25 protein-coding genes and 1 pseudogene are annotated in these 22,156 nt (G+C 71.8%); 9 read left to right on the plus strand and 17 right to left on the minus strand.

Translation table 11 applies throughout. The annotated features are described in order from the left end of the window. Positions 1 to 163: 163 nt before the first annotated feature. A complete protein-coding gene (locus ACTJJP_RS06130) occupies positions 164 to 1,351 on the plus strand; it encodes a THUMP-like domain-containing protein (protein ID WP_440774128.1) in 1,188 nt (395 codons plus the stop codon). A 202-nt stretch (positions 1,352 to 1,553) separates the two neighbouring features. On the opposite strand, the gene ACTJJP_RS06135 is transcribed toward ACTJJP_RS06130, so the two are convergent. Genes ACTJJP_RS06135 through tsaB form a run of 4 tightly spaced genes read right to left on the minus strand, consistent with a single transcriptional unit; the run spans position 1,554 to position 4,343 of the window. Then, complete coding sequence (locus ACTJJP_RS06135) at positions 1,554 to 2,099, minus strand: hypothetical protein (protein WP_440774129.1); 546 nt, start codon at positions 2,097 to 2,099, stop codon at positions 1,554 to 1,556. Continuing rightward, a complete protein-coding gene (gene tsaD / locus ACTJJP_RS06140) occupies positions 2,096 to 3,214 on the minus strand; it encodes a tRNA (adenosine(37)-N6)-threonylcarbamoyltransferase complex transferase subunit TsaD (RefSeq protein ID WP_440774130.1) in 1,119 nt (372 codons plus the stop codon). The genes ACTJJP_RS06135 and tsaD overlap by 4 nt, the downstream gene beginning before the upstream one ends. Further along, positions 3,214 to 3,711, minus strand: coding sequence for a ribosomal protein S18-alanine N-acetyltransferase (gene rimI, locus ACTJJP_RS06145; RefSeq protein ID WP_440774131.1), 498 nt, complete (start codon positions 3,709 to 3,711; stop codon positions 3,214 to 3,216). Before rimI ends, tsaD begins: the two co-directional genes overlap by 1 nt. Further along, positions 3,711 to 4,343 (minus strand): tRNA (adenosine(37)-N6)-threonylcarbamoyltransferase complex dimerization subunit type 1 TsaB, encoded by a 633-nt coding sequence (tsaB, locus tag ACTJJP_RS06150; RefSeq protein ID WP_440774132.1) that lies wholly within the window; start codon positions 4,341 to 4,343, stop codon positions 3,711 to 3,713. The genes rimI and tsaB overlap by 1 nt, the downstream gene beginning before the upstream one ends. Positions 4,344 to 4,420: 77 nt before the next feature. On the opposite strand from tsaB, the gene ACTJJP_RS06155 reads away from it, so the two are divergent. Next, positions 4,421 to 5,353, plus strand: coding sequence for an alpha/beta fold hydrolase (locus ACTJJP_RS06155; RefSeq protein WP_440774133.1), 933 nt, complete (start codon positions 4,421 to 4,423; stop codon positions 5,351 to 5,353). Positions 5,354 to 5,434: 81 nt separating this feature from the next. Here the strand turns inward: ACTJJP_RS06155 and tsaE are convergent, their stop codons facing one another. The 5 genes and pseudogenes from tsaE to coaA all read right to left on the minus strand — a co-directional run bounded on the left by tsaE (position 5,435) and on the right by coaA (position 10,820). Continuing rightward, a complete protein-coding gene (tsaE, locus tag ACTJJP_RS06160; RefSeq protein WP_440774134.1) occupies positions 5,435 to 5,938 on the minus strand; it encodes a tRNA (adenosine(37)-N6)-threonylcarbamoyltransferase complex ATPase subunit type 1 TsaE in 504 nt (167 codons plus the stop codon). After that, positions 5,935 to 7,056: an alanine racemase gene (gene alr / locus ACTJJP_RS06165; protein WP_440774135.1), complete on the minus strand. Its 1,122-nt coding sequence runs from the start codon at positions 7,054 to 7,056 to the stop codon at positions 5,935 to 5,937. The genes tsaE and alr overlap by 4 nt, the downstream gene beginning before the upstream one ends. A gap of 107 nt (positions 7,057 to 7,163) precedes the next feature. Further along, positions 7,164 to 7,511: pseudogene (locus ACTJJP_RS06170) on the minus strand (holo-ACP synthase); the annotation flags it as partial. Between the two features lie 438 nt (positions 7,512 to 7,949). Next, complete coding sequence (glmS, locus tag ACTJJP_RS06175; RefSeq protein ID WP_440774136.1) at positions 7,950 to 9,800, minus strand: glutamine--fructose-6-phosphate transaminase (isomerizing); 1,851 nt, start codon at positions 9,798 to 9,800, stop codon at positions 7,950 to 7,952. Between the two features lie 66 nt (positions 9,801 to 9,866). Then, positions 9,867 to 10,820, minus strand: coding sequence for a type I pantothenate kinase (gene coaA, locus ACTJJP_RS06180; RefSeq protein WP_440774137.1), 954 nt, complete (start codon positions 10,818 to 10,820; stop codon positions 9,867 to 9,869). Between the two features lie 122 nt (positions 10,821 to 10,942). On the opposite strand from coaA, the gene ACTJJP_RS06185 reads away from it, so the two are divergent. Then, entirely contained in the window at positions 10,943 to 11,872 is a 930-nt protein-coding gene (locus ACTJJP_RS06185; RefSeq protein ID WP_440774138.1) for a Ppx/GppA phosphatase family protein, read from the plus strand. Positions 11,873 to 12,075: 203 nt separating this feature from the next. Here the strand turns inward: ACTJJP_RS06185 and glmM are convergent, their stop codons facing one another. From glmM to ACTJJP_RS06215, 6 genes are all read right to left on the minus strand, one after another. Next, positions 12,076 to 13,431 (minus strand): phosphoglucosamine mutase, encoded by a 1,356-nt coding sequence (gene glmM / locus ACTJJP_RS06190; protein WP_440774139.1) that lies wholly within the window; start codon positions 13,429 to 13,431, stop codon positions 12,076 to 12,078. A 14-nt stretch (positions 13,432 to 13,445) separates the two neighbouring features. Then, positions 13,446 to 13,916, minus strand: a complete 471-nt coding sequence (gene rpsI / locus ACTJJP_RS06195) for a 30S ribosomal protein S9 (RefSeq protein ID WP_285138128.1) — start codon at positions 13,914 to 13,916, stop codon at positions 13,446 to 13,448. 24 nt (positions 13,917 to 13,940) lie between these two features. Continuing rightward, positions 13,941 to 14,387, minus strand: coding sequence for a 50S ribosomal protein L13 (rplM, locus tag ACTJJP_RS06200; RefSeq protein ID WP_183418467.1), 447 nt, complete (start codon positions 14,385 to 14,387; stop codon positions 13,941 to 13,943). A gap of 186 nt (positions 14,388 to 14,573) precedes the next feature. After that, the gene (locus tag ACTJJP_RS06205) at positions 14,574 to 14,801 is read right to left on the minus strand and encodes a CPBP family glutamic-type intramembrane protease (RefSeq protein WP_440774140.1); all 228 of its coding nucleotides are present in this window, start codon (positions 14,799 to 14,801) and stop codon (positions 14,574 to 14,576) included. Continuing rightward, positions 14,743 to 15,324, minus strand: a complete 582-nt coding sequence (locus ACTJJP_RS06210) for a hypothetical protein (RefSeq protein WP_440774141.1) — start codon at positions 15,322 to 15,324, stop codon at positions 14,743 to 14,745. The genes ACTJJP_RS06205 and ACTJJP_RS06210 overlap by 59 nt, the downstream gene beginning before the upstream one ends. 191 nt (positions 15,325 to 15,515) lie before the next feature. Next, on the minus strand, positions 15,516 to 16,352 hold the full coding sequence (locus ACTJJP_RS06215; protein WP_440774142.1) for an alpha/beta fold hydrolase: 837 nt from the start codon (positions 16,350 to 16,352) through the stop codon (positions 15,516 to 15,518). 142 nt (positions 16,353 to 16,494) lie between these two features. Here ACTJJP_RS06215 and ACTJJP_RS06220 point away from each other — a divergent pair, with 142 nt between their 5' ends. Next, positions 16,495 to 17,031, plus strand: a complete 537-nt coding sequence (locus ACTJJP_RS06220; protein ID WP_440774143.1) for a PepSY domain-containing protein — start codon at positions 16,495 to 16,497, stop codon at positions 17,029 to 17,031. 173 nt (positions 17,032 to 17,204) lie between these two features. Then, positions 17,205 to 18,503 (plus strand): hemolysin family protein, encoded by a 1,299-nt coding sequence (locus ACTJJP_RS06225; protein ID WP_440774144.1) that lies wholly within the window; start codon positions 17,205 to 17,207, stop codon positions 18,501 to 18,503. 39 nt (positions 18,504 to 18,542) lie between these two features. Here the strand turns inward: ACTJJP_RS06225 and ACTJJP_RS06230 are convergent, their stop codons facing one another. After that, positions 18,543 to 18,677, minus strand: a complete 135-nt coding sequence (locus tag ACTJJP_RS06230; protein ID WP_440774145.1) for a hypothetical protein — start codon at positions 18,675 to 18,677, stop codon at positions 18,543 to 18,545. Positions 18,678 to 18,790: 113 nt separating this feature from the next. Here ACTJJP_RS06230 and ACTJJP_RS06235 point away from each other — a divergent pair, with 113 nt between their 5' ends. Next, entirely contained in the window at positions 18,791 to 19,273 is a 483-nt protein-coding gene (locus ACTJJP_RS06235; protein ID WP_440774146.1) for a MarR family winged helix-turn-helix transcriptional regulator, read from the plus strand. Between the two features lie 38 nt (positions 19,274 to 19,311). Further along, positions 19,312 to 19,731: an organic hydroperoxide resistance protein gene (locus ACTJJP_RS06240; protein ID WP_440774147.1), complete on the plus strand. Its 420-nt coding sequence runs from the start codon at positions 19,312 to 19,314 to the stop codon at positions 19,729 to 19,731. A gap of 112 nt (positions 19,732 to 19,843) precedes the next feature. On the opposite strand, the gene ACTJJP_RS06245 is transcribed toward ACTJJP_RS06240, so the two are convergent. Continuing rightward, positions 19,844 to 20,914: a PIG-L family deacetylase gene (locus ACTJJP_RS06245; protein WP_440774148.1), complete on the minus strand. Its 1,071-nt coding sequence runs from the start codon at positions 20,912 to 20,914 to the stop codon at positions 19,844 to 19,846. A gap of 230 nt (positions 20,915 to 21,144) precedes the next feature. Between ACTJJP_RS06245 and ACTJJP_RS06250 the strand changes: the two genes are divergently transcribed. Both ACTJJP_RS06250 and ACTJJP_RS06255 read left to right on the plus strand, forming a co-directional pair. Beyond that, positions 21,145 to 21,426, plus strand: a complete 282-nt coding sequence (locus ACTJJP_RS06250) for a hypothetical protein (RefSeq protein WP_440774149.1) — start codon at positions 21,145 to 21,147, stop codon at positions 21,424 to 21,426. 75 nt (positions 21,427 to 21,501) lie between these two features. Then, positions 21,502 to 22,026, plus strand: coding sequence for a YbhB/YbcL family Raf kinase inhibitor-like protein (locus ACTJJP_RS06255; RefSeq protein WP_440774150.1), 525 nt, complete (start codon positions 21,502 to 21,504; stop codon positions 22,024 to 22,026). Positions 22,027 to 22,156 lie beyond the last annotated feature (130 nt).

Consider the following 22,156-nt stretch of genomic DNA (forward strand, 5'->3'; position numbering starts at 1 on the left):
CCGCGCGAACACGGGGCACGCCGCCCGCACGGGCCCGCTCCCGCGAGAAGGGACGGCCCGAGTCCGCGCCCGCCCTCTGCGGGCCACGGCTCCGAATCCGCCGGAAGCCGAACCCCGCCGGGGCCGCCCGGCCCTCGCGGATCGGCGCGCCTAGGCTGGTCCGGTGGACACCGCCGAGCTCACCGCCCTGCTCACCCCCGAGGGCCTCCGCCTGCTCGACGACATCGGACCCCTCGCCTCCACGGATGACGCCGCGCGCGCCGTCTCCCGTCTCCGGGCGGCCGGCCACTCCCCCGACCTCGTCTCCGCCGTGGTGGGGCAGGCCCGCCTCCGGGTGCGGGCGGCGGCGAAGTTCGGCCCGTTCGCCGATCGGATGCTGTTCACCCGCGCCGGGCTCGAGCAGGCGACGCGCCTGTCGATCGCCGCCCGTCACGCGGGGCGGTTCCGCGACGCCGGGATGACGAGCGTCGCCGACCTGGGCTGTGGGATCGGCGGCGACGCCCTCGGCCTGGCGGGTCTCGGCATCCGGGTCCACGCCGTCGACGCCGACGAGGTGACCGCCGCGATCGCGGCGTACAACCTCGCCCCCTTCGGCGAGGCAGCGACCGTGGCCCACGCGCGCGCGGAAGAGGTAGACCTGTCGGAGACGGATGCCGTGTGGCTCGATCCCGCACGACGTACCGCCGGCCACGCGGAGACGCGGCAGGTGACGTCGGCGGAGTGGTCGCCGTCGCTCGAGTGGGTCTTCGATCTTCTGAGCCGCACCCCGGGCGGGGTGAAGCTCGGCCCGGGCTTCGACCGCGCCCAGATCCCCGACGACGTCGAAGCGCAGTGGATCAGCGCGGACGGCTCCACGATCGAGCTGGTGCTGTGGGCGGGGGCCCTCGCGCGCGACCGGGTGCGGCGGGCGGCGCTCGTGGTGCGCGGCGGTGACGCCTGGGAGCTCACGGCCCCCGCCGACAGCCCCGACGTCGATGCACGCGACCTCGGCGCATTCGTGCACGAGCCCGACGGGGCGGTGATCCGTGCCCGACTCATCGGCGAGGTCGCCCGCGCCCTCGACGCGGGGATGGTGTCGGAGGGGATCGCGTACCTGACCTCCGATGCGGCACTCACGAGCCCGTTCGTCTCGACGTTCCGCGTGCGCGAGCACCTCCCGGCAGACGCGAAGAAGCTCGCTCAGGCCCTGCGTGCGCGCGGCATCGGGACGCTGGAGATCAAGAAGCGCGGCGTCGACATCGACCCCGCCGTGCTGCGCAAGAAGCTCTCGCTGCGCGGCGACGAATCGGCGACGCTCATCGTGACGCGCATCGGGTCCAAGCGCCTCGCGCTGCTCGCCGACCGCGTGTGAGAACGCGCCTCATCCCGCCCGCCGACCACGGGCGGGGCCCCGCGCTGACCGCCGACCACGGGCGGGGCCCGGGGCCACCCGCCGACCGCGTGTGAGAACGCGCCCCCTTCCGCCCAGTGACCGCGGGCACGACCTCATCCCGCCCGCCGACCGCGGACCAGAGCGCGTCTCACCCGACTCCGCAGCCGGCGACGCTCCCCGCTCAGACGACGGCGAGCTGCGAGAAGCCCCAGACCAGCCAGCCGACGCTGAAGACGAGCGAGAGCACCGCGAGGCACAACGCCCAGACGGCAGCCCGGCGACCGTCGGTCGGCCGTCGGAGGGACAGCGCCGCGAGGATGACGCCGGTCGATCCCAGCGGCACGAGCCACCCCGTGAACAGGGACCCCATCAGCGCGAGGGTCGCCACCGCGAGCGCCCAGGGGGCCAGTGACGGCGGCGTGGGCGGTACCGGGGGGACATAGGGGATGAGGTGGTCACCGAACGCGGCCATCTCGAGCTGGGCCGTCGGCAGGCGTTCGGGGTCGTCCTCGAACGGCGGGATCGACGCGCCGGGCGCCTCCGTCGCGGGTGCCGGGGCGCTCGGCACCGACGCACCCGCGCCGGAGCCGGCGATCGCCCGTGGGGCGGAGGCGGTCCCCGAGACCGCTGAAGCGGAGTGCTCGAAACTCGGGCCCGCCGGCGTCTCGTCTCCGGATGCCGGGGTGTCCTTGCGCGCGCGCCGCGTCGGCGGCGGCACCTCGGTCACGATGCCGTTCCGTCGCGCGGCGACGACGGCTCGGCGGGCGACGGGGCCGCGGCATCCGGATCCTCGGCGACCTGGATCTCGGTCACCGGCAGCGTCGAGTCCGCACCGAATGCGAGGGTCGAGGGCCGCCGACCCGAAGCGATGAGCTCGGCGGCGAGCGCGGCGATCATCGCACCGTTGTCGGTGCACAGGCGAAGGGGCGGGATGCGGACGGCGACACCGGCGGCGGCCGCACGCTCGAGGGCGACGTCGCGCAGACGCCTGTTGGCGATGACGCCTCCGCCGAGGAGCAGGCGGGGAACACCGTGGCGCGCGCACGCGTCGAGGGCCTTGGTGACGAGCACGTCGACCACGGCCTCGCGGAAGGAGGCCGCGACGTCGGCCACCGGCACGGGCTGCCCCGCGGCCTCGTGCTGCTCGACCCAGCGGGCGACGGCCGTCTTCAGCCCCGAGAACGAGAAGTCGTAGCGGTGGGATGCCATGTCGGAGGCGCGTGACATGCCGCGGGGGAAGCGAATCGCGGTGGGATCGCCCGTCGCGGCGGCGCGATCGATCTCGGGTCCGCCGGGGTAGGGCAGCTTCAGCAGCCGCGCCACCTTGTCGAAGGCTTCTCCGGCGGCATCGTCCATCGTCTCGCCCAGCAGTTCGACATCGCTCGTGAGGTCGCGTACGAGCAGCAGCGAGGTGTGTCCGCCGCTGACCAGCAGCGCGACCGTGGGGTATTCGAGCTCGCCGGCCTCGGCGTCGAGGATGTCGGCCGCGATGTGCCCGACCAGATGGTTGACGGCGTAGAGCGGCTTGTCGAGCGCGACGGCCAACCCCTTCGCCGCCCCGACCCCGACCATCAGGGCGCCGGAGAGTCCGGGGCCGCTGGTCACGGCGACCGCGTCGAGATCCTCCAGGGTCACCCCGGCCTCGGCGAGGGCGGCGTCGATGGAGGGCTGCAGGGCCTCGAGGTGCGCGCGGGCGGCGACCTCGGGAACCACACCGCCGTACCGGGCGTGTTCATCCATACTCGAGGCGATGGTGTTACTGAGCAGGTGCCGACCGCGGACGATGCCGATGCCGGTCTCGTCGCAGCTGGTCTCGATGCCGAGCACGAGGGGCGCGTTCATCAGCACCACCCCTTTCCGGTCGTCGTGGCGGTGGCGCGGGTAGCCGCCCACCCCCGGAGGTCGAGCTGCATGACGATCGCGTCGACGTCGTCGGGCTGGTAGTACCGCGGCCGACGACCCACCTCGACGAAGCCTTCCGAGGCGTACAGAGCCTGCGCGACGGGGTTGTCCGCCCGCACCTCGAGGAACACGTGGTGAACGTCGCGGCGCAGGGCCTCGCCGAGCAGCTCACCCAACAACGCCCGGCCCCGACCGCGTCCTCGCGCGGACGCGGCGATGGCGATGGTCTGCACGTCGGCGTCCCTCGCCCCCCGCACGGCGCGCAACCCCGCGTAGCCGACCAGGCGGCCTCCCTCTTCGACGACGACGTACCATCCGTGCGGCGAGGCGAGCTCCTCGCGCATCATGGCCGCGCTCCACGCGTCGCTCGGGAACGAGGCGTTCTCGAGCGCCATGATCGCTTCGAGGTCGGAGACCGTGGCGGTGCGCGCGGCCATCAGCTCACCCGTTTCGGCGCGTGGGCTACGACCACGTCGGGGCTGCGCAGGTACAGCGGCTCGGTGCCCGCGAGGGTGCGGCCGGCGTCGAGGGCGCGCGCCGCGGCGAGCGCGACCATCGCGGCCGAGACCCTCGTGGCCTCCATTCGCACGGCTCCGAGGTCGGCGAGCCGATCGTCGATCTCATCGCGGGGGCTGAGCGTGGCATCCGTGGTGCGCACCGGGAGTCCGTCGTCGTCGATCCCGTCGTAGACGCTGTACGCGAACTCGCGACGGCGGGCGTCGGTCACGACGGCGAAGCGGGGGGTGTCGACGCCGGTCAGGGCGTCGGCGAGCAGCACGCCGAGTGCGACGGCGTCGTGGCTGGGCACGGGGATCACCGGTACGCCGCGTCCGAGCGCGTAGACCCGCGCGGTCGCGATACCGACGCGGAGCCCCGTGAAGGGCCCCGGTCCCATGCCGATCGCGACGTGCGTCGGCGCGGGGACGGCCTCTGTCGCCCGCCGCAGCAGGTCGCCGATGACCTCGGCGTGGCCGAGGGGGTTCGCGCTGTGCTCGTCGGCGAGCACCTCCCCGTCGCGGGCGATCGCAGCGACCGCGGTGCCGAGCGAGGTGTCGATGCCGATGATCACGGTTCCAGGGTATCCGGCCCCTCCGACACCGCTGCCGTGGTGGCATCCGTTCGCGCCGTCCGTTCCGAAGAAGGACCATGGATGCCATCGAGCTCGGCCTCCGCCGCGTGGTCGTCCCCACCGGCGCGGGGCCCATCGTCGTCCACGTGGGTCGCGGCTCGGGCAGTCCCGTCGCCACGATCCTGCTGCACGGGGCGGCCGGGTCGTGGACGACGTGGATACCGATGCTCTCGGCGTCCGCGGGCCGCCTCACCGACGTGATCGCAGTGGACCTCCCGGGATGGGGCGAGACGCCCGGCCCCGTTCCCGACCCGGCGGAACTGGCCGTCGCGATCGCGGCCGTGGCGCGCGCCGTCGGCTACCCGAGGTGGCGGGTGGTCGGGCACTCGCTCGGCGGCGTGATCGCACTCGACGTCGCCGCCCGCTTCCCCCGCGAGACCGTCGCCGTCGGTGTCGTGTCGCCCAGCGGCGCCGGCGCCCGGGCGGTGACACGCCGTCCCCTCGCGGGTGCGCTGCGCCTCCCGTGGCTGTCCGGCATGGTGGCGGCGATGAGGGTGCTGCGCGCGCTCGGACCCGTCGCCGGTCCGTTGTTGCGCGGATTGGGTCGCACGGGGGTGCTCCGCGTTCTCGCGCGACCACTGTTCCGGCATCCCGAGCGGGTCGGGCGCTTCTTCACCGATGCCCTCGCGTCGGAGATCCGCCCGACGGCGTTCCTCGCCGCGGCGAGGATATCGCGGACGCACGACGACGGCGTGTGGCGGCGCATCGTCTGCCCCGTGCGGTCGGTGCGCGGCCGGCACGACGTGTTCGTCGCCGCGAGCGACCCCCGCGCCTGGCGGCGGATGCTGAGCGACTACGACGACGTCGTGCTCGACGACAGCGGGCACTTCGCCCACGTGGAGCAGCCCGTCGAGACGCTGCGGGCGCTCCGCGAGGTCTGGGCGCTCGACCGGGCGCCGGGGCGATCCGCCCGGGCGAGGCCGCAGTCGACGCGGACCGGAACGCGCTGACCGCGACGCCGCCGGGTCAGTACCGACGGGTCAGCACCGATCGGTTCCAGCCGGCGCGAGACGGTCACCGTCCGCAGCGTGTCACGGCCGACGCGAGATGGTCACCGTCCGCGGCGCATCGACGTCGAGCTCGACGGTGTGCACGGCGATCTCGCCGCACGCGTTGTCGACACCGCGGCCGCCGAGGTGCCGGTCGATCTCGATCTCCCACCACGTGTCCGACAGGTGTTCGGCGATGCCTCGCCCCCACTCCACGATCACGGCCGAGTGCGCCACGTCGATGTCGAGGTCGTCGAGCTCGACCGCCGCTCCCAACCGGTAGGCGTCGACATGGACCAACGGCGTGCCGCCCACCAGCGAGGGGTGCGTGCGGGCGATGACGAATGTGGGGCTCTGAACGGGACCACGGATGCCGAGTCCCTCACCGATCCCGCGCGTCAGGGTGGTCTTGCCGGCGCCGAGGGCCCCGGTCAGCACGACGACGTCACCGGGCGCCAGGGCGCGGCCGATCTCGCGGCCCAGCTCGTGCATGTCGGAGGGCTCGGCGATCTCGCGCGTGCCCATCAGCTCTTCGGGGACGCTCACGCCTCGACCTCCCGCCGGGGGACGCGAGCGCCCACGCGCGTGACGATCTCGTAGTCGATGGTGTCGGCGGCATCGGCCCAGTCACGCGCCGACGGAACCCCGAGGGTCGGATCGCCGAACAGCACGACCTCGTCGCCCAGGGCGACCGGGTGGTCGCCGACGTCGACCACGAACTGGTCCATCGCGATGCGACCGGCGACGGTGAATCGGCGCCCGCCGATCGACACCGGCCCGCGACCGGACGCCTGACGGGGAACGCCGTCGGCGTACCCCAGCGGCACGAGCACGAGAGTCGTGTCGCGCTCGGTGCGGTAGTCGTAGCCGTACGACACCCCGGTGCCGGCGGGAACGCGCCGCACCGCCGCCACCGCGCCGCGCAGCGTCATGGCCGGGCGCAGACCGAGGTCGGCGGCCGTGCGATCGGCCACGGGCGAGACGCCGTACAGTCCGATGCCGATGCGCACGCACCCCAGCCGCGCCTCGGGAAGGGTGAGCGCCGCGTTGGTGGCCGCGATGTGCCGGAGCGGCGGGTTCAGGCCCGCGGCCGCAGCGAGCGCCACGCCCTCTTCGAAGCGGGCGAGCGCCGCGCGATCGTCGTCGAGGCTGGTGTTGGACAGGTGCGAGAAGACCCCGATCACGCGAAGGCGGCCGATGCGCTCGAGTCGCGCCGCCTCGGAGAACACCGTCCGCCACTGGTCGGGGGCAATGCCGTTGCGCGACAGTCCCGTCTCGATCTTCAGGTGGACGCTCGCGGGTCGTCCCCCCGCGAACGCCTCCCCGGCGCGCTGCAGCTGGTCGAGGTCGGAGATCCCGAGCTCGACGTCGTGCCGCACGGCCTCGGTGAACGACGCTCCCGGCGCGTGCAGCCAGGCGAACAGGGGGGCGCGCAGGCCCGCCCGTCGCAGCGCCAGCGCCTCGTCGATGTCGGAGACGCCGATCCTCGTCGCTCCGCCCTCGAGCGCCGCGAGGGCGGCGCGAAGCGCACCGTGGCCGTAGCCGTCGGCCTTCACCACCGCGATGATCTGCGAGCCCGTCAACGTGCGCAGGTGCCGCACGTTCTCGGTGATCGCGTCGACGTCGATGAGCGCTTCACGCAGCACTCCCCGCGGCAGTCTCATGCGGTGTCCTCTCGGGCGATGGGGGTGACGGATGCCGGGCCCTCGGCCGCCGCGTCGGGCAGGCGGGTCGCGGCGGCCTCCCCCGCCGGTGCGATCCCACCCGACACCGCCTCGGCGACGACGTAGGCGGTCGCGAGTCCCGCATCGTGCGACATCGACAGGTGCAGGGCGGTGATCCCCCGGCGGGCGACCGTCGCGGCGGTCTCGCCGGTCAGCGCGAAGACGGGGCGCCCCGACGGTTCGGAGGCGACCTCGATGTCGGTCCAGTGCACCCCGTCGGATCCGCCGAGAGCCTTGATCAACGCCTCTTTCGCGGCGTACCGCGCGGCCAGCGAGCGGGGCTTGAGCACGCGCTCGGCCGGAGCGAACAGGCGCGGCAGCAACCGCGGCGTGCGCGCCAGGGTCGCGCTGAAGCGCGGGACGTCGACGACGTCGACGCCGATTCCGACGATCATGCGACCTCTCCTCCTAGCATCCTCTCCATTCTGCCGGTGCCCGCCGAATTCCGCCCTCAGCCCCCGCGACGGGACGCGGTCTCCGGGCCTGCCGAGCCACCGCCTGAGCGCAATGCAGGAAATCTGCGCGTCATCCGCCGCCAAAGCGCCCCGACGAGCACCCTCGCGCGCAAATCTCCTGCATTGTGTCGCCCCGCCCCGAAACCCCGGCCCCGACATTCGGCCCCGACATTCGGCCCCGGGCCCACGGTCGTCAACCGCCGCCCCAGAGCCCGCCCCTCGGCGTTCCGTGCCGGAACCCCATGCCCAGCCCACGCAGCCCCACCGCCGACGCTCACCTCTCTATCCCCCAGCCCGCATCAACCGGTCCAGCTCAGGTCCCCCCCAGAACGCCGAAGGGCCGGATGCCCTGGCATCCGGCCCTTCGAAAACGACGAGTTACTCCACCGTCACCGACTTCGCGAGGTTCCGCGGCTGGTCGACGTCGAGGCCCTTGGCCTCGGCCAGGCCCATCGCGAAGATGTGCAGCGGCACGACGGCCAGCAGCGGCTCGAACAGGGGGGCGGCCAGCGGGATGCGCAGCACTTCGTCGGCCGCGGGGAGCACGGCCACGTCGCCCTCCTCGGCGATCGCGATCACGCGGGCACCGCGCGCGCGGATCTCTTCGATGTTGGAGACGACCTTCTTGTGCATCTCGCCCGAGCCGCGCGGAGACGGCACGACGACGAACACGGGCTGGCCCGGCTCGATGAGGGCGATGGGACCGTGCTTGAGCTCGCCGGCGGCGAAGCCCTCGGCGTGGATGTACGCCAGTTCCTTCAGCTTGAGCGCACCCTCGAGGGCGATCGGGTATCCGACGTTGCGGCCGAGGAAGAGGACCGAGCGCGTGTCGGCCATCCAGTGGGCCAGCTGCTCGATGCGGGCCTGCTCGCTCTCGAGCACGCGGGCGATCTTGCCGGGCACGGCCTCGAGCTCGGCGACGGCCTCGACCGCGGCGACGGGATCGACCGCCCCGCGGATCCGACCCACGTGCAGCGCGAGCAGGTACAGCGCGGTGATCTGCGCGACGAACGCCTTCGTGGATGCCACGGCGACCTCGGGACCGGCGTGCGTGTAGACGATCGCATCCGATTCGCGCGGGATCGTCGCTCCCTGCGTGTTGCAGATCGACAGCGTCTTCGCCCCGCGCGAGCGGGCGTACTTCACCGCCATGAGCGTATCCATGGTCTCACCCGACTGGCTGATCGAGACGACGAGCGTACGGGCGGAGAGCACCGGGTCGCGGTAGCGGAACTCGTGGGCGAGCTCGACGTCGACGGGCACGCGCGTCCACGTCTCGAGTGCGTACTTGCCGACCATCCCGGCGTAGGCGGCGGTACCGCAGGCGATGACGAGGATGCGGTCGATGTCGGCGAGGAAGTCGTCGAGTCCCTCCAGCTCGGGGATCTCGACCCGGCCCTCGTGAATGCGGCCGCGGAGGGTGTTGGCGACGGCCTCGGGCTCTTCCGAGACCTCTTTCGCCATGAACGAGGACCAGCCGCCCTTCTCGGCCGCCGACGCGTCCCACGTGACCTCGAACGCCTCGACCTCGACCGGTGCGCCCGAGAAGTCGGTCACCTCGACGCCCTCGGGGGTGATGGCGACGATCTCGTCCTGCCCGATCGCGAGGGCGTTGCGGGTGTGCTCGACGAAGGCGGCGACGTCGGAGCCGAGGAAGTTCTCGCCCTCGCCGAGGCCGATGACCAGCGGGGAGTTGCGGCGGGCGCCCACGACGAGACCGGGGTGATCCTGGTGCATGGCGAGGAGCGTGTAGGCGCCCTCGAGACGCGAGACGACCGCGCGGAACGCCTGCACGAGATCCTTGGTGCGGGCGTATTCGCGGCCGATCATGACGGCGGCGACCTCGGTGTCGGTCTCGCTGCGGAACGCGAAGCCCTCGCCGACCATCTCGCTCTTGAGCTCGGCGAAGTTCTCGATGATGCCGTTGTGGATGACGGCGAGCTTGTCGTCGTCGGCGAGGTGCGGGTGCGCGTTGGCATCCGTCGGTCCGCCGTGCGTCGCCCAGCGCGTGTGCCCGATACCGGTGGTGCCGTTCGGCATGGGCGAGGCCACGAGGTCGTCGCGGAGCACCGCGAGCTTTCCCGCGCGCTTGCGCATGTCGAGGGTGCCCTCAGCGTCGATGACCGCGATACCGGCGGAGTCGTAGCCCCGGTACTCCAGCCGAGACAGTCCGGCGAGAAGGATGTCCTGGCTCTGACGAGGACCCACGTAACCGATGATTCCGCACATGAGCCCCCATCCTACGGGGCGACGCCGAGCGCCCCCTGCGGCCGCGGCCGCCGGGTCGGGGCGGGTCTACAGCTTTCGCAGCAGGACCGACTCGACCTTGTGGTCCGCGCCCTTCTGCAGCACGAGCCCCGCGCGGTGCCGCGTGGGCAGGACGTTCTCTTCGAGGTTGGGGAGGTTGATCTCGCGCCAATAGCCGAGGGCGCGCTCGACGGCTTCCTCGTCGCTGATGTCGGCGAACACGCGGAAGAAGGACGTGGGGTTCGTGAACGCGTTGTCGCGCAGCGCGAGGAACCGCTCGACGTACCACTTCTCGATGTGGGCGGCGTCGGCGTCGACGTAGATCGAGAAGTCGAACAGGTCGCTGACGGCGACCTCGTTCGGCGAGGGCGGTGGCTGGAGCACGTTCAACCCTTCGACGATGACGACGTCGGGTCGGTGCACGGTGACGTGGGCGTCGGGCATGATGTCGTACCGCACGTGCGAGTAGAAAGGTGCGCGGGCCTCGTCGGCGCCCGACTTCACCTCGCTGAGGAACTGGACCAGTGCCCGCCGGTCGTAGGACTCCGGGAAGCCTTTCCGGTCCATGAGTCCGCGGCGTTCGAGCTCGGCATTCGGGTAGAGGAACCCGTCCGTGGTGACCAGCTCCACCCGGGGGGTGTCGGGCCAGCGGCTCATGAGCTCGCGCAGCAGGCGGGCGATGGTGGATTTGCCGACCGCCACGGAGCCCGCGACGCCGATGACGAACGGGGTGGTGGCATCCGGTTCGCCGAGGAATTCGCTCGTGTCGGCGCCCAGTCGCCGCGTGGCGCGCGCGTAGAGACTCAGCAGGCGGCTCAGGGGCAGGTACACCTCGGCGACCTCCCGCGGGTCGAGGCGGTCGCCGATCCCGCGCAGCTGCACGATCTCGTTCTCGGTGAGCGGCTGCGGGAGTCCCCCGGCCAAGCGCGACCAGTCGTCGCGGTCGATCTGACGGTAGGGGCTCAGCGACGGCGCGGGAGCGTCGGTCTCGGCGGCGGACACTCGCCCATGCTACCGGCGTGGTCGCGCTCCCCCGCTTACCCCGGCGTGGCCGCCCCGCCGGCGCGGGTCGGCGGGGGTCCGCCGTGCCGGGCGGCGGGGGCCGGCGCCACTACGCTCGGACCGTGCGCCTGGGAGTCCTCGACATCGGTTCCAACACCGTCCACCTGCTCGTCGCCAACGCCCGTGCGGGGGGTCGGCCGACGGCGACCACCTCGCACCGCTCGGTGCTGCGTCTCATGCGCTACCTGCAGCCCGACGGCTCCATCTCGCCCGAGGGCGTGTCGGGACTGGTGGATGCCGTGGCCGCGGCCTGCGCCCACGCGCGCGCCGAGGGGGTCGACGAGCTCCTCGCCACCGCGACCTCGGCCGTGCGCGACGCCACCAACGGCGAGGCGGTCATCGCGCAGATCGAGGACGTCCTGGGTCAACCGCTGCAGGTCCTCGGCGGCGAGACGGAGGCGCGCTTCACCTACCTGGCGGTCCGGCGATGGTTCGGCTGGTCGGCGGGACAGATCCTGCTGTTCGACATCGGCGGCGGCTCGCTCGAGATCGCCGGCGGGGCGGACGAACTGCCCGATCTCGCCGAGTCGGTGCCGCTGGGCGCGGGCCGATCCACGGTGCAGTTCCTGCCGCACGACCCGCCCAGCGCCGACGAGATCGACGCTCTGCGGCAGCACGCCATGACCGTCCTGGCCCCGGTCGCCGAGCGCTTCGCGGCGCTCCCCCGGCCCGATCACGTGGTGGGGTCGTCGAAGGCGATCCGCTCGCTCGCCAAGCTCGCGGGCTACCCGGTCCCGGGCTGGTCGGGCATCGACCGCATGGTGCTGCCCCGCCGGGAGCTGAAGGACTGGATCCCCCGGTTGGCCCGCATCCCCGCCGACGCGCGCGAGGCGCTGCCCGGTATCACCGCCGACCGCACGTTCCAGATCGTCGCCGCGGCCGTCGTCGTGGAACGGGCGATGAAGGCGCTCGAGGTCGAGGAGCTCGAGGTCTCCCCCTGGGCGCTGCGCGAAGGCGTCCTCCTGCGCTACATCGAGTCGCTCGAGTACTGATCCCGCGCCCCGTCGCGGTCCGGCGACGTCCTCGCACGAACCCGAGGCCCACCCACGTTCGAGGCTCGCCCACCGACCCGTGCCGGTCCGCCGAGCCGAGGTTCCTGAGCCCGTCGAAGGAATCGGACACCCGCCCGCGCCCACCGACGACGAAGGCCCAGGCACCCCGCACGGGATCCCTGGGCCTGTCGAACCGGCGGGAGCTAGAGGGCCAGGCGCTCCCGCACGACCTCGGACAGCCGATCCGCGTGGGCGCGAGCGACCTCTTCGGACGCGGCTTCGACCATCACGCGCACGAGCGGCTCGGTGCCCGACGCGCGCAGCAGCACCCGGCCCGAGTCGCCCAGCTCGGCGACCGAGACGGCCACCGCCGCCTGCACCTCTTCGTCGGTCACGCCATCGCGGTCGACGCCGCGCACGTTGACGAGCACCTGCGGGTACACCGTCATGAGCGATGCGAGCTCGGCGAGGGTCTTGCCCTGCCGGGCCATCTCGGCCACGATGTGCAGTCCCGTCAACAGACCGTCCCCGGTCGTGGCGAACTCGCTCATGATGACGTGGCCCGACTGCTCGCCACCGAGGGAGTAGCCCCCCTCGTTCATGGCTTCGAGCACGTAGCGGTCGCCGACGCCTGTCTGCAGCACGCGGATGCCGTGATCGGCCATCGCGCGGTGCAGGCCGAGGTTGCTCATGACCGTGGCGACGAGGGTGTCGTCGACGAGCGCGCCGCGCTCCTTCATCGCCACCGCGAGGATCGCCATGATCTGATCGCCGTCGACGACATTGCCCTGCGCATCGACCGCGAGGCACCGATCGGCGTCGCCGTCGTGGGCGATGCCGACATCCGCTCCGAGGCGGACGACGGCCTCGGCGAGCACGTCGAGGTGCGTCGAGCCCACCCCGTCGTTGATGTTGAGGCCGTCGGGCTCGGCGCCGATGACGGTGACGGTCGCGCCGGCGTCCTTGAAGGTCTCGGGCGACACGCCTGCAGCAGCGCCGTGCGCGCAGTCGAGCACGACGTGGATGCCGTCGAGCCGGTGCGGCAGTGAGCCCAGCAGGTGCAGGACGTAGCGGTCTTCCGCGTCGGCGAACCGACGGATTCGACCGACGCCGGCCCCGGTGGGCTGAAGTCGCTCACCCTCGAGCGCCTGTTCGATGCGCTGCTCGACCTCGTCGGGGAGCTTGGTGCCGCCGCGGGCGAAGATCTTGATCCCGTTGTCGGGAGCGGGGTTGTGCGACGCCGAGACCATCACACCGAAGTCGGCGTCGTGGTCGGCGATGAGGAACGCGGTGGCGGGGGTGGGGATGACCCCGGCGTCGAGCACGTCGACGCCCGACGAGGCGAGTCCTGCAGAGACCGCGGCCGCGAGGAACTCCCCCGAGACCCGCGGGTCGCGCGCGACCACGGCGGTGAGCCGACGGCCCTCCGCCTTGCGCGCCTCCGCGGAACGGCCCTGGCCCAGGACGACAGCAGTCGCCTGGGCCAGGTGCAACGCGAGTTCGGCGGTGAGGAGGCCGTTGGCCAGCCCCCGCACCCCGTCCGTGCCGAAAAGAGGCATCCGGAGGTTCGAACTCAGCGCTTGGAGTACTGAGGCGCCTTGCGGGCCTTCTTGAGACCGGCCTTCTTGCGCTCCTTGACGCGAGCGTCGCGCGAGAGGAAGCCGGCCTTCTTCAGGGTGGGTCGGTTGTTCTCGGCGTCGATCTCGTTGAGCGAGCGGGCGATGCCGAGGCGCAGGGCCCCCGCCTGACCCGAGGGGCCGCCGCCGGAGATGCGCGCAATCACGTCGTACGAGCCCGCGAGCTCGAGCACGGTGAACGGGTCGTTGATCAGCTGCTGGTGCAGCTTGTTCGGGAAGTAGTCCTCGATCGTGCGGCCGTTGACCGTGATCGTGCCCGAGCCGGGGATGAGGCGCACGCGGGCGATGGCCTGCTTGCGACGGCCGACGGCTGCGCCGGGGACCGAGAGCACGGGGCGCTCGGCGGCGACGGTCGACTGCTCGGCCGGCGTCTCGGTGCTGTAGTTGCTGGGGTCGATGTTCGACACTGTTTCGTCCTTATCCGGCGGCGCTTACTGGGCGACCTGGTCGAAGGTGTATGCCGTGGGCTGCTGAGCACCGTGGGGGTGCTCGGCGCCGCGGTACACCTTGAGCTTCTTGAGCTGCGCCGCGCCGAGGCTGTTCTTGGGCAGCATGCCGCGGATGGCCTTCTCGACCGCGCGGACGGGGTTCTTGTCGAGGAGTTCCTCGTACGTGACCGACTTGAGGCCGCCCGGGTAACCCGAGTGGCGGTAGGCCTTCTTCTTCTGGAGCTTCTGACCCGTGAGCGCCACCTTTTCGGCGTTGATCACGATGACGAAGTCGCCGGAGTCGATGTGGTTGGCGAAGGTCGCCTTGTGCTTGCCGCGGAGGAGGACCGCCGCGTGCGAGGCGAGACGGCCGAGGACGACGTCGGTGGCGTCGATAACGACCCACTCGCGCGTGACCTCAGCGGCCTTGGGGGTGAAAGTGCGCGTCACAGTAGTGCTGCTTTCTTATTCGAACGGAGGAGTTCGTGAATCCCGCTCCGGTGGTCCGTTGCTCCGTCGAGGACGAGGCAACCAGGGCCGGTGGAGGGCTCACGTTCGGGCAACCCGCTCGCAGAGAGGCGGGCACCAACGAGCAAGACTACGGCATCCGGATGCCACGGCCAAATGCCGCAGCCGTCAGGCGAGGAGCGTGCCCACGGCGAGCAGTGCGAAGCCGGACGCGTTGAAGACGACGTGCACGGCCATCGCCGGCCAGATACGCCCCGTCCCGATCGTGAGCGACCCCGCGACGACGCCGAGCAGGGTGAGCGACACGAGGTCCGACGGATCGCGGGGCGCCGTGAGTTCATGAGCGACGACGAACAGCGCCGTCGACAGGGCGACCGCGGCGATCCGCGGCGACATCACCGACGCTGCGCCGGAGTACCGCGAACGCGCTGACCAGGACGACCCCGCGGAACAGCAGCTCCTCCACGGCCGGGGTGATCAGCGAACCCGCGACCGCGTCGACGATGAACGCGGGCGGCAGCCCGCCGTCGGTCGTGAAGGTCGTGGGCCAGGGTGCGGCGCCGTCGCCGACACCGGCCGCAGCGCCCTGGACGAGTCGGAGGACGATGCCGAAGACGACGCCGTAGACGATGTCGATCGTCCGGATCCGCAGCAGACCCCGCGGACGCGATCGGACGAAGGCGAGGGCGATCGGCACCGCCATCGACGTCCAGATGATCCCCTGCGCGGCGTCGGCGGACGTCTCGACGGGGAACACCGCGGTCGCGAGGTGCACCCCGAGTACTCCGATCCCGACCGCGCAGATCGCCCACCCGAGCATCTCGACGTTCCACCGGACGACAGTCGAGCCGCCCTCCCCCCACCGGCGACGATGGCGACGGCCCCGGCGGTGGGCAGCGGCCGCGTCGAGGGAGGACATGCGGGCAGGTTAGGACGCCTGCGCGCCGCAGCGGGGCGTCCGGCCGCACCCGAGGGCAGGGTTCACCCCGAGCTTCACCCAGGCATGACCCTGACATGACGATGCCCCGCCGCCCGAGGGCGGCGGGGCATGTCCCGTGCAAACGCATCTCGCGCGGACGCGGACGAGCGTGCGGACGCGTGCGCTGCGGATCAGCGCTGGAGGAAGTCGATGACCACCCGGTTGAACTCGTCGGCGTGGCTAACGTTCACGCCGTGGGGCGCGCCGGCGACGACGTGCAACTCGCTGCCCGCGATCGCCTCGTGGGTACGCTTGCCCGAGCCCTCGAAGGGAACGGTGCCGTCGCTGTCGCCGTGAATGACGAGGGTGGGGACCGTCACGTGCGGCAGATCGCCGCGGAAATCGGTGGTGGCGAATGCCTCCATCGACTTCAGCGCCGCGTGGTGGTCGGCCTGGTTGGCCAGGCGCTCGGCCTCGGCGCGGTCGGCCTCCGAGACGGCGAGGGTGCCGTCGACCGAGAAGAAATCGGTCGTGAACTGGTGGTAGAAGGCCTTCTCATCGTCCTTCAGCCCCTGCTTCATGCCGTCGGCGGTCTCGTCGTCGAGCGGGCCTTCGGGGTTGTCGTCGGTCTTGGCCAGGTACGGGGGCACGGCAGCCGCGAAGACGACGCTGTGGACGCGGTCGGCGCCGTGGCGCGTGAGGTAGCGGGCGACCTCGCCGCCACCCATCGAGAAGCCGACGAGGGTGACGTCGCGCAGGTCGAGGGTCTCGATCACGGCCTGCAGGTCGTCGGAGAACGTGTCGTAGTCGTAGCCCGAGCGCGGCTTGTCGCTGCGACCGAAGCCGCGACGGTCGTAGGTGACGACGCGGTACCCGGCCGCCTCGATCGCGGGGACCTGGTGCGCCCACGACTCGCCCGAGAGGGGCCAGCCGTGGATGAGGACGACGGGACGGCCGGTGCCGCCGGTGTCGTCGACGTGGAGGTCGATGTCGGTCAGGAGTCCGTGGTGTGCGGTGATTTCGCTCATGGGTGAGATGGTTCGACCCGCACCTGAACACGCGCCCCTGCTTGACGCATCCGCCTCGTCTTGGTATTGCCCGCGCTACACACACCGCGAGCGCGGACGCAACGGCACAGGGCCTCCCGTTCGGCGTGGTTAGCCTTCCGGCATGGCTCCGACCCGCATCCCCGGAATCTTCCTGCTCCTCGTCGCCGGCGCGGTGACCCTCAGCGCCTGCGCCCCCGCATCGGGGGGCGGCGCACCCGGAACATCGGGCGTATCCGAAAGCGGGGCGTCGGGTACGACCGCGATCGACGACGACGGCAGGACCGCCGTGAGGGCGATCACCGTCGCCGAAGCGAGCGCCGGCGGCCGCGCCTTCGAACTCGAACGCGGCGACGACGACACCTGGGAGTTGCACGTCGCCGTGGGCGACCGCGAGGTCGAGGTGCGCGTGTCGTCCGACGGGACGAGCGTGCAGTCTTCGCAGGACGATGACGGCGTCGACGACGACGAGCGTGCTGCGCTGGACGCCGCCGTCACCACGCTCGCCGACGCCGTGCGGATCGCCACCGCGCAGAACCCGGGCGGCGAGCGCCTCGACGAGGTCCAGCTCGACGAAGACGATGGTACCTGGGCCTGGACGGTCGAGGTGCGCGACGGGACGACGGTGCGCGTCGCCGCCGCCGACGGGGCCGTCCTCTGACCCGCCTCGAACCAGAGGCGCGCGCCGGACGCAACCCTTTCGTCCGACGGCGCGTGGAGTCTCGAGCGTCACTACACTCGCGCCATGAGCCACGCCTGCGACTCCGTCGGTCATAGTCCGAGCGCCCGGGTGACCCCGGGCGCAGTCTTCCCCCGATCGGGGGTGACCCACCGATGAACGACCTCGCCCTCAACATCGTGCTGGTCGTGGTGTTCGTGCTCATCGGCGGCGTCTTCGCCGCGACCGAGATGGCACTGGTGACCCTGCGAGAGAGTCAGGTGAACGCCCTCGCCGCGCGCGGCAAGCGCGGTCAGAAGGTCGCCGATCTGGCGCGCAACCCCAACACGTTCCTGTCGGCGGTGCAGATCGGTGTGACGGTGGCGGGATTCGCCTCGGCCGCGTACGGCGCGTCATCCATCGCGCCCTCGGTCACTCCGCTGTTCGAGAACCTCGGTCTCGAGCCCGTCATGGCGGCGACGGTATCCACCATCGCCCTCACCCTCGTGATCGCCTACCTGTCGCTCGTCCTGGGCGAACTCGTGCCGAAGCGCCTGGCCATCCAGCGCAATGCGGCCTTCGCGTACGCCGTCGCCCCGGTGCTGAACGGGTTCGCCACGCTGATGCGGCCGGTGATCTGGTTGCTGTCGCTGTCGACCAACGTCCTCGTGCGACTGCTCGGCGGAGACCCGAACAAGACCGGCGAGGAGCTCACCGAGGAGGAGCTCCGCGACATCGTGTCCAGTCACGAGGGACTCCCGGCCGACGAGCGGCGCATCCTCGACGACGTGCTGTCGTTGCGCGGCCGGCACGTGAGCGAGGTCATGCGCCCGCGGCCCGAGGTGGTGACCCTGGATGCGGGGGGCACCATCGCCGAGGCCCGCGAGACGGTGCGGGACCTGCCCTATTCGCGGTATCCGGTCGCGGAGCAGTCCATCGACGATGTCGTGGGATTCGTCCACGTGCGCGACCTCTCCGACGACACCGAGCGTCCGCTCAGCGCCGTCATGCGGGAGATCCGCTACATCCCCTCGACCGCCCGGGTCCTGCCGACGCTCACGGCGATGCGGGCCGACGGGAGCCACATCGCGGTGGTGGTCGATGAGTACGGCGGCACCGACGGCATCGTCACGCTCGAGGACCTGGTCGAAGAGGTGGTCGGCGAGATCTTCGACGAGTACGACACCGACGCCGAACAGCCCCTCGCCGAGGGCGAGCATGGCGTCGTCGAAGGTCGCCTGAACCTGCAGGACTTCGAGGAGGCGACGGGGGTGACCCTGCCGCGCGGCGCGGCCGACACGGTGGGCGGGTTCGTCGTGGAGCGGCTGGGTCGCCTCGCCCGGGCCGGCGACACCGTCGAGGTCGAGGGCGCGACTCTGCAGGTGCGCTCCGTGGAGCGCAGACGTGTCGCGGAGTTGCTGGTCACCCGTCATCCCCTCGACGAATCCGACGGCGGACGCGCGGCGCAGGGCTGACACGCGCCGACGGCCGGGGCGACCGGGCGGCGTGGGATTTCAGGCGTTGGCGTGTCGGACCGGCGCGGTGTCACCGAGCGCGAACTGGCGCCCGTTGATGGCGAGCAGGTCCGCGTCCGCGGCGACGGGCGGACCCGGGGGCGGCGCGGCATCCGCGTCACGGCTGCTGATCATGCGACCCATGTTCACGGGCGGCGCGGCGCCGTGGCAGGGCTTGACATTCTTCGATCGGCGGCCGCGTCCGCAACAAGGTTGCGCACAACTAGATTGCGTGCAATGCTTTGGACATGCCCGCCGTCGACGACCTCGTGTGTTTCGCGCTGTACGCCGCAAACCGCACCACGACCCAGGCTTACCGCGTGCTGCTCGAACCGTTCGATCTCACCTATCCGCAGTACATCGCCCTCGTGACCTTGTGGGCGGACGGCGAGCAGACGGTGAAGAGCCTCGGCGAGGCCCTGCAGCTGGACTCGGGAACCCTGTCGCCGATGCTCGCGCGCATGGAGGCCGCCGGCTACGTCGCGCGCACCCGCGGCTCGCGCGACGAGCGAGTCGTCACCGTCACCCTCACCGAGCGNCGCGGCGCCGCGCTCCGTGACGAACTCGCCCACGTCCCACGATGCATCGCCGTCGGCGCCGGTTTCACCGACGCAGACGATGCGCGAGCGCTCATCGAGGAGTTGCGCCGTCTCACCGACGCGATGAGAGATCTCCGCGATCACCCGGACGCGGTGCTCGCCTCCGTCGGCGCTCCCCGCCCCTCGGCGTGAGCACCCCTCCCCCCACCACCCCTCGAAAGGACACCCCCATGGAAGCCCTCTACACCGCCGAAGCCGTCTCGACGGGCCACGGCCGCACCGGCCACGTCACCGCCGGCAGCTACATCGACCTCGAGGTCGCTCCCCCCAAGGAGATGGGCGGCTCGGGTCACGGCACCAACCCCGAGCAGCTCTTCGCCGCCGGCTACGCCGCCTGCTTCCACGGTGCCCTGCACGCCGTGGCCCGCGGACGCAAGGTCACGCTCGAGGACTCCTCGGTCGGCGGACGCGTGCAGATCGGGTCGAACGGCCAGGGAGGCTACCAGCTCGCCGTGCTGCTCGAGGTGGTCCTCCCGGGTATCGACGCCGAGCTCGCCCAGCAGCTCGCCGACGAGGCCCACCAGGTCTGCCCCTACTCCAACGCCACGCGGGGCAACATCGAGGTCACCGTCACGGTCTCCGACGACTGACCTCCCTTTGACACCGGGGCGGGGCGCTGAGCCCACGAATCGCGTCCCGTCCCGGTCCGCACCATCGCGACGCCGTTCGCTCCGCGGGCGGCGTCGCTTCGTCCCCCGGCGGTCAGCCCAGTTGCAGCTCGCTCTCGACCTTCCCGTACGAACGACGCAGCCACTGCCCGAATCCGGGCTGCGACAGGCAGGCGGCGGCGCTCTCGCACGTGACGACGGAGTCCTCCGCGGCATAGGTCTGGTACACGTCGACTTTCGCGGCGAGCGCATCGCCGTCGATGTTGACCGGCTGATGCTGCGACGGATACCCGATGTAGTAGGTGATGGCATCCGCCGGCACCTCCGCGGCAGGTGCCACAGCTCGCACCAGTGAACCCACGCAGGAATGATCAGGGTGGTCTCCGCGGGCGAACACGCTCTCGTGCGGGATGTTCGTCGTGACGTGATCGGGGCGTCCGGCGTGGATCAGTTCGGCGACGGTGTCGGCCAGGCGGGTCGCGTCGAGAGCCGGACCGTCGTCGATCGGTCGGAGCACCGGCACCGTGCCGTTGATGAGCTGCGTCAGGCCCGCGTCACCCGTACTGGGAAAGCCTTTGGCGCTGAGGTTGCCGTCGGGCAGCCGCAGCACGGTGATGGACAGACGCGCGTCGTCGACGGGAACGAACCGGGTCGCTCGGGCTCCGCTCAGAAGGGTGATCTCCCGCGTGTCCCACGCCGCCGTGCTCCCGCGCATGAGGTCGTAGGCCGCGCGGATGCCGGCCTCCCGCTGCCGCGCGTAGGCGAGTCCGCGCCCTGCGTCGCCGGCCGTGACGAAGATCGTGCGCAAGCTCGCCCCAGAGGCGATGACGCTCGCGAGGTGGGGGTTGGCGAAGATGATGTCGTCGTCGGCGTGCGCCCACACGGCGACGGTGGTGTCCTCTCCCGGTTCCTCGAACGCGGGCGACGTCTCACGCGGCAGCGCCCCCGGCGCCGGGACGATCGGGGCGAGCTTCACCCACGCGCCCTCCGGGCCGGCGGACCGGCGCATGTCGCGGTACACCAGCGCCCCCCCGCCCAGTGCGGCCAGGCCCCCCACGGCGATCCCCCCGAAGACCAGGGCGCGACGACCGATGACACGACGGCGCCGTTCTGCGCCCTCCGCATCGGTACCGTCGCCCCGCGAAGGCTCGTCGATGTCACTCACGGCGACTCCGTCCTGTGATGCGCCCCCCGGCGACGGACTTCCAACATGTCGCGCCCGTGGGCGCCCTTCGACGCTATCGCGCCCGAGACTGCTTCCCGGACGCGCCGCCGCGCGCTGCGGGGTCGGGCCGCATCGATCATCCAACGGGTGCGGCGGCCGGCGCAGCGGTCCGCACCCCACGCATGGGTGTTCCTCAGCGGGCACCTAAGGTCAGTCGTGACACTCGCCGTATGCAGACCTCCTCACCGCCGCGGTCACTGACGCCCGTAGCCCTCCGCGTCCGCGCGGTGCTCAACGAGTGGGACCCCATCGGCGTCCACCTCATCGGTCACGGCTGGCCCGATGACGAGTACGACGACCTGATCCTGCCCGTCCTTGACGCCCTCGACGTCCATCCCTCTGTCGATCATCTGGCGGCCGAGCTCCGCCAGGTCGTCGAGCACGATTACGGGCTCCCGACACCCCCGGGATCTCACGACGCCGCACGTTCGCTCCTCGCGCTCGTCGACTGAGCGATCGCGATAGTCGGCCGAGGCGGACGGGGCAAGCCCTGCGTGCGCTCCCCCGACCGTCCTAGGGTGCGATACATGGTCGATCTCACCCGCCCGCAGACTCCCGATCCGTACCCGCTGCTTCCCGCCGTCGCCGCCTTCGACGTGACGAGCGACGACGTCGTCGACGGTCAACCGCTCGACGACGCGCAGGTGGCCGACAAGGGCGACACCTCGCCGCACCTGCGCTGGTCGAACGTCCCCGACGGCACGAAGTCGTTCACGGTGACGTGCTTCGATCCCGACGCCCCGACCCCGAGCGGCTTCTGGCACTGGGTGCTGGTCGACCTTCCCGCCGACACGAGGGAGCTGCCCACCGGTGCCGCCGCGGCACCGCTCCCCGAGGGAGCTTTCCACGTGCGCAACGACGGCGGCCGGGCCGGTTTCCTCGGCGCCGCCCCGCCGCAGGGCGACCAGCCCCACCGCTACTTCTTCGTCGTGCACGCGGTCGGCGAGGACACCCTCGGCATCGATGCGGACGCCACCCCCGCCGCGGCGTCGTTCGCGCTCGCCTTCACGACCCTGGGTCGAGCCATCGTGCATGGCACGTACCGGCACTGAGAAGCCGTCGTGACACAGCGCACGGTCGGCTTCGACGAGGAGCAGACCGTCGCCGGCGTCGAGGGGCGCGTCGCCGCGAGGTGTCCGGCGGCGACCCCCGACGTCGCAAACGGCCCGTTCGCGTCGTCGC

It is taken from the genome of Microbacterium sp. 22296 (genome assembly GCF_052045385.1).
In the GTDB taxonomy this organism is placed as follows: domain Bacteria; phylum Actinomycetota; class Actinomycetes; order Actinomycetales; family Microbacteriaceae; genus Microbacterium.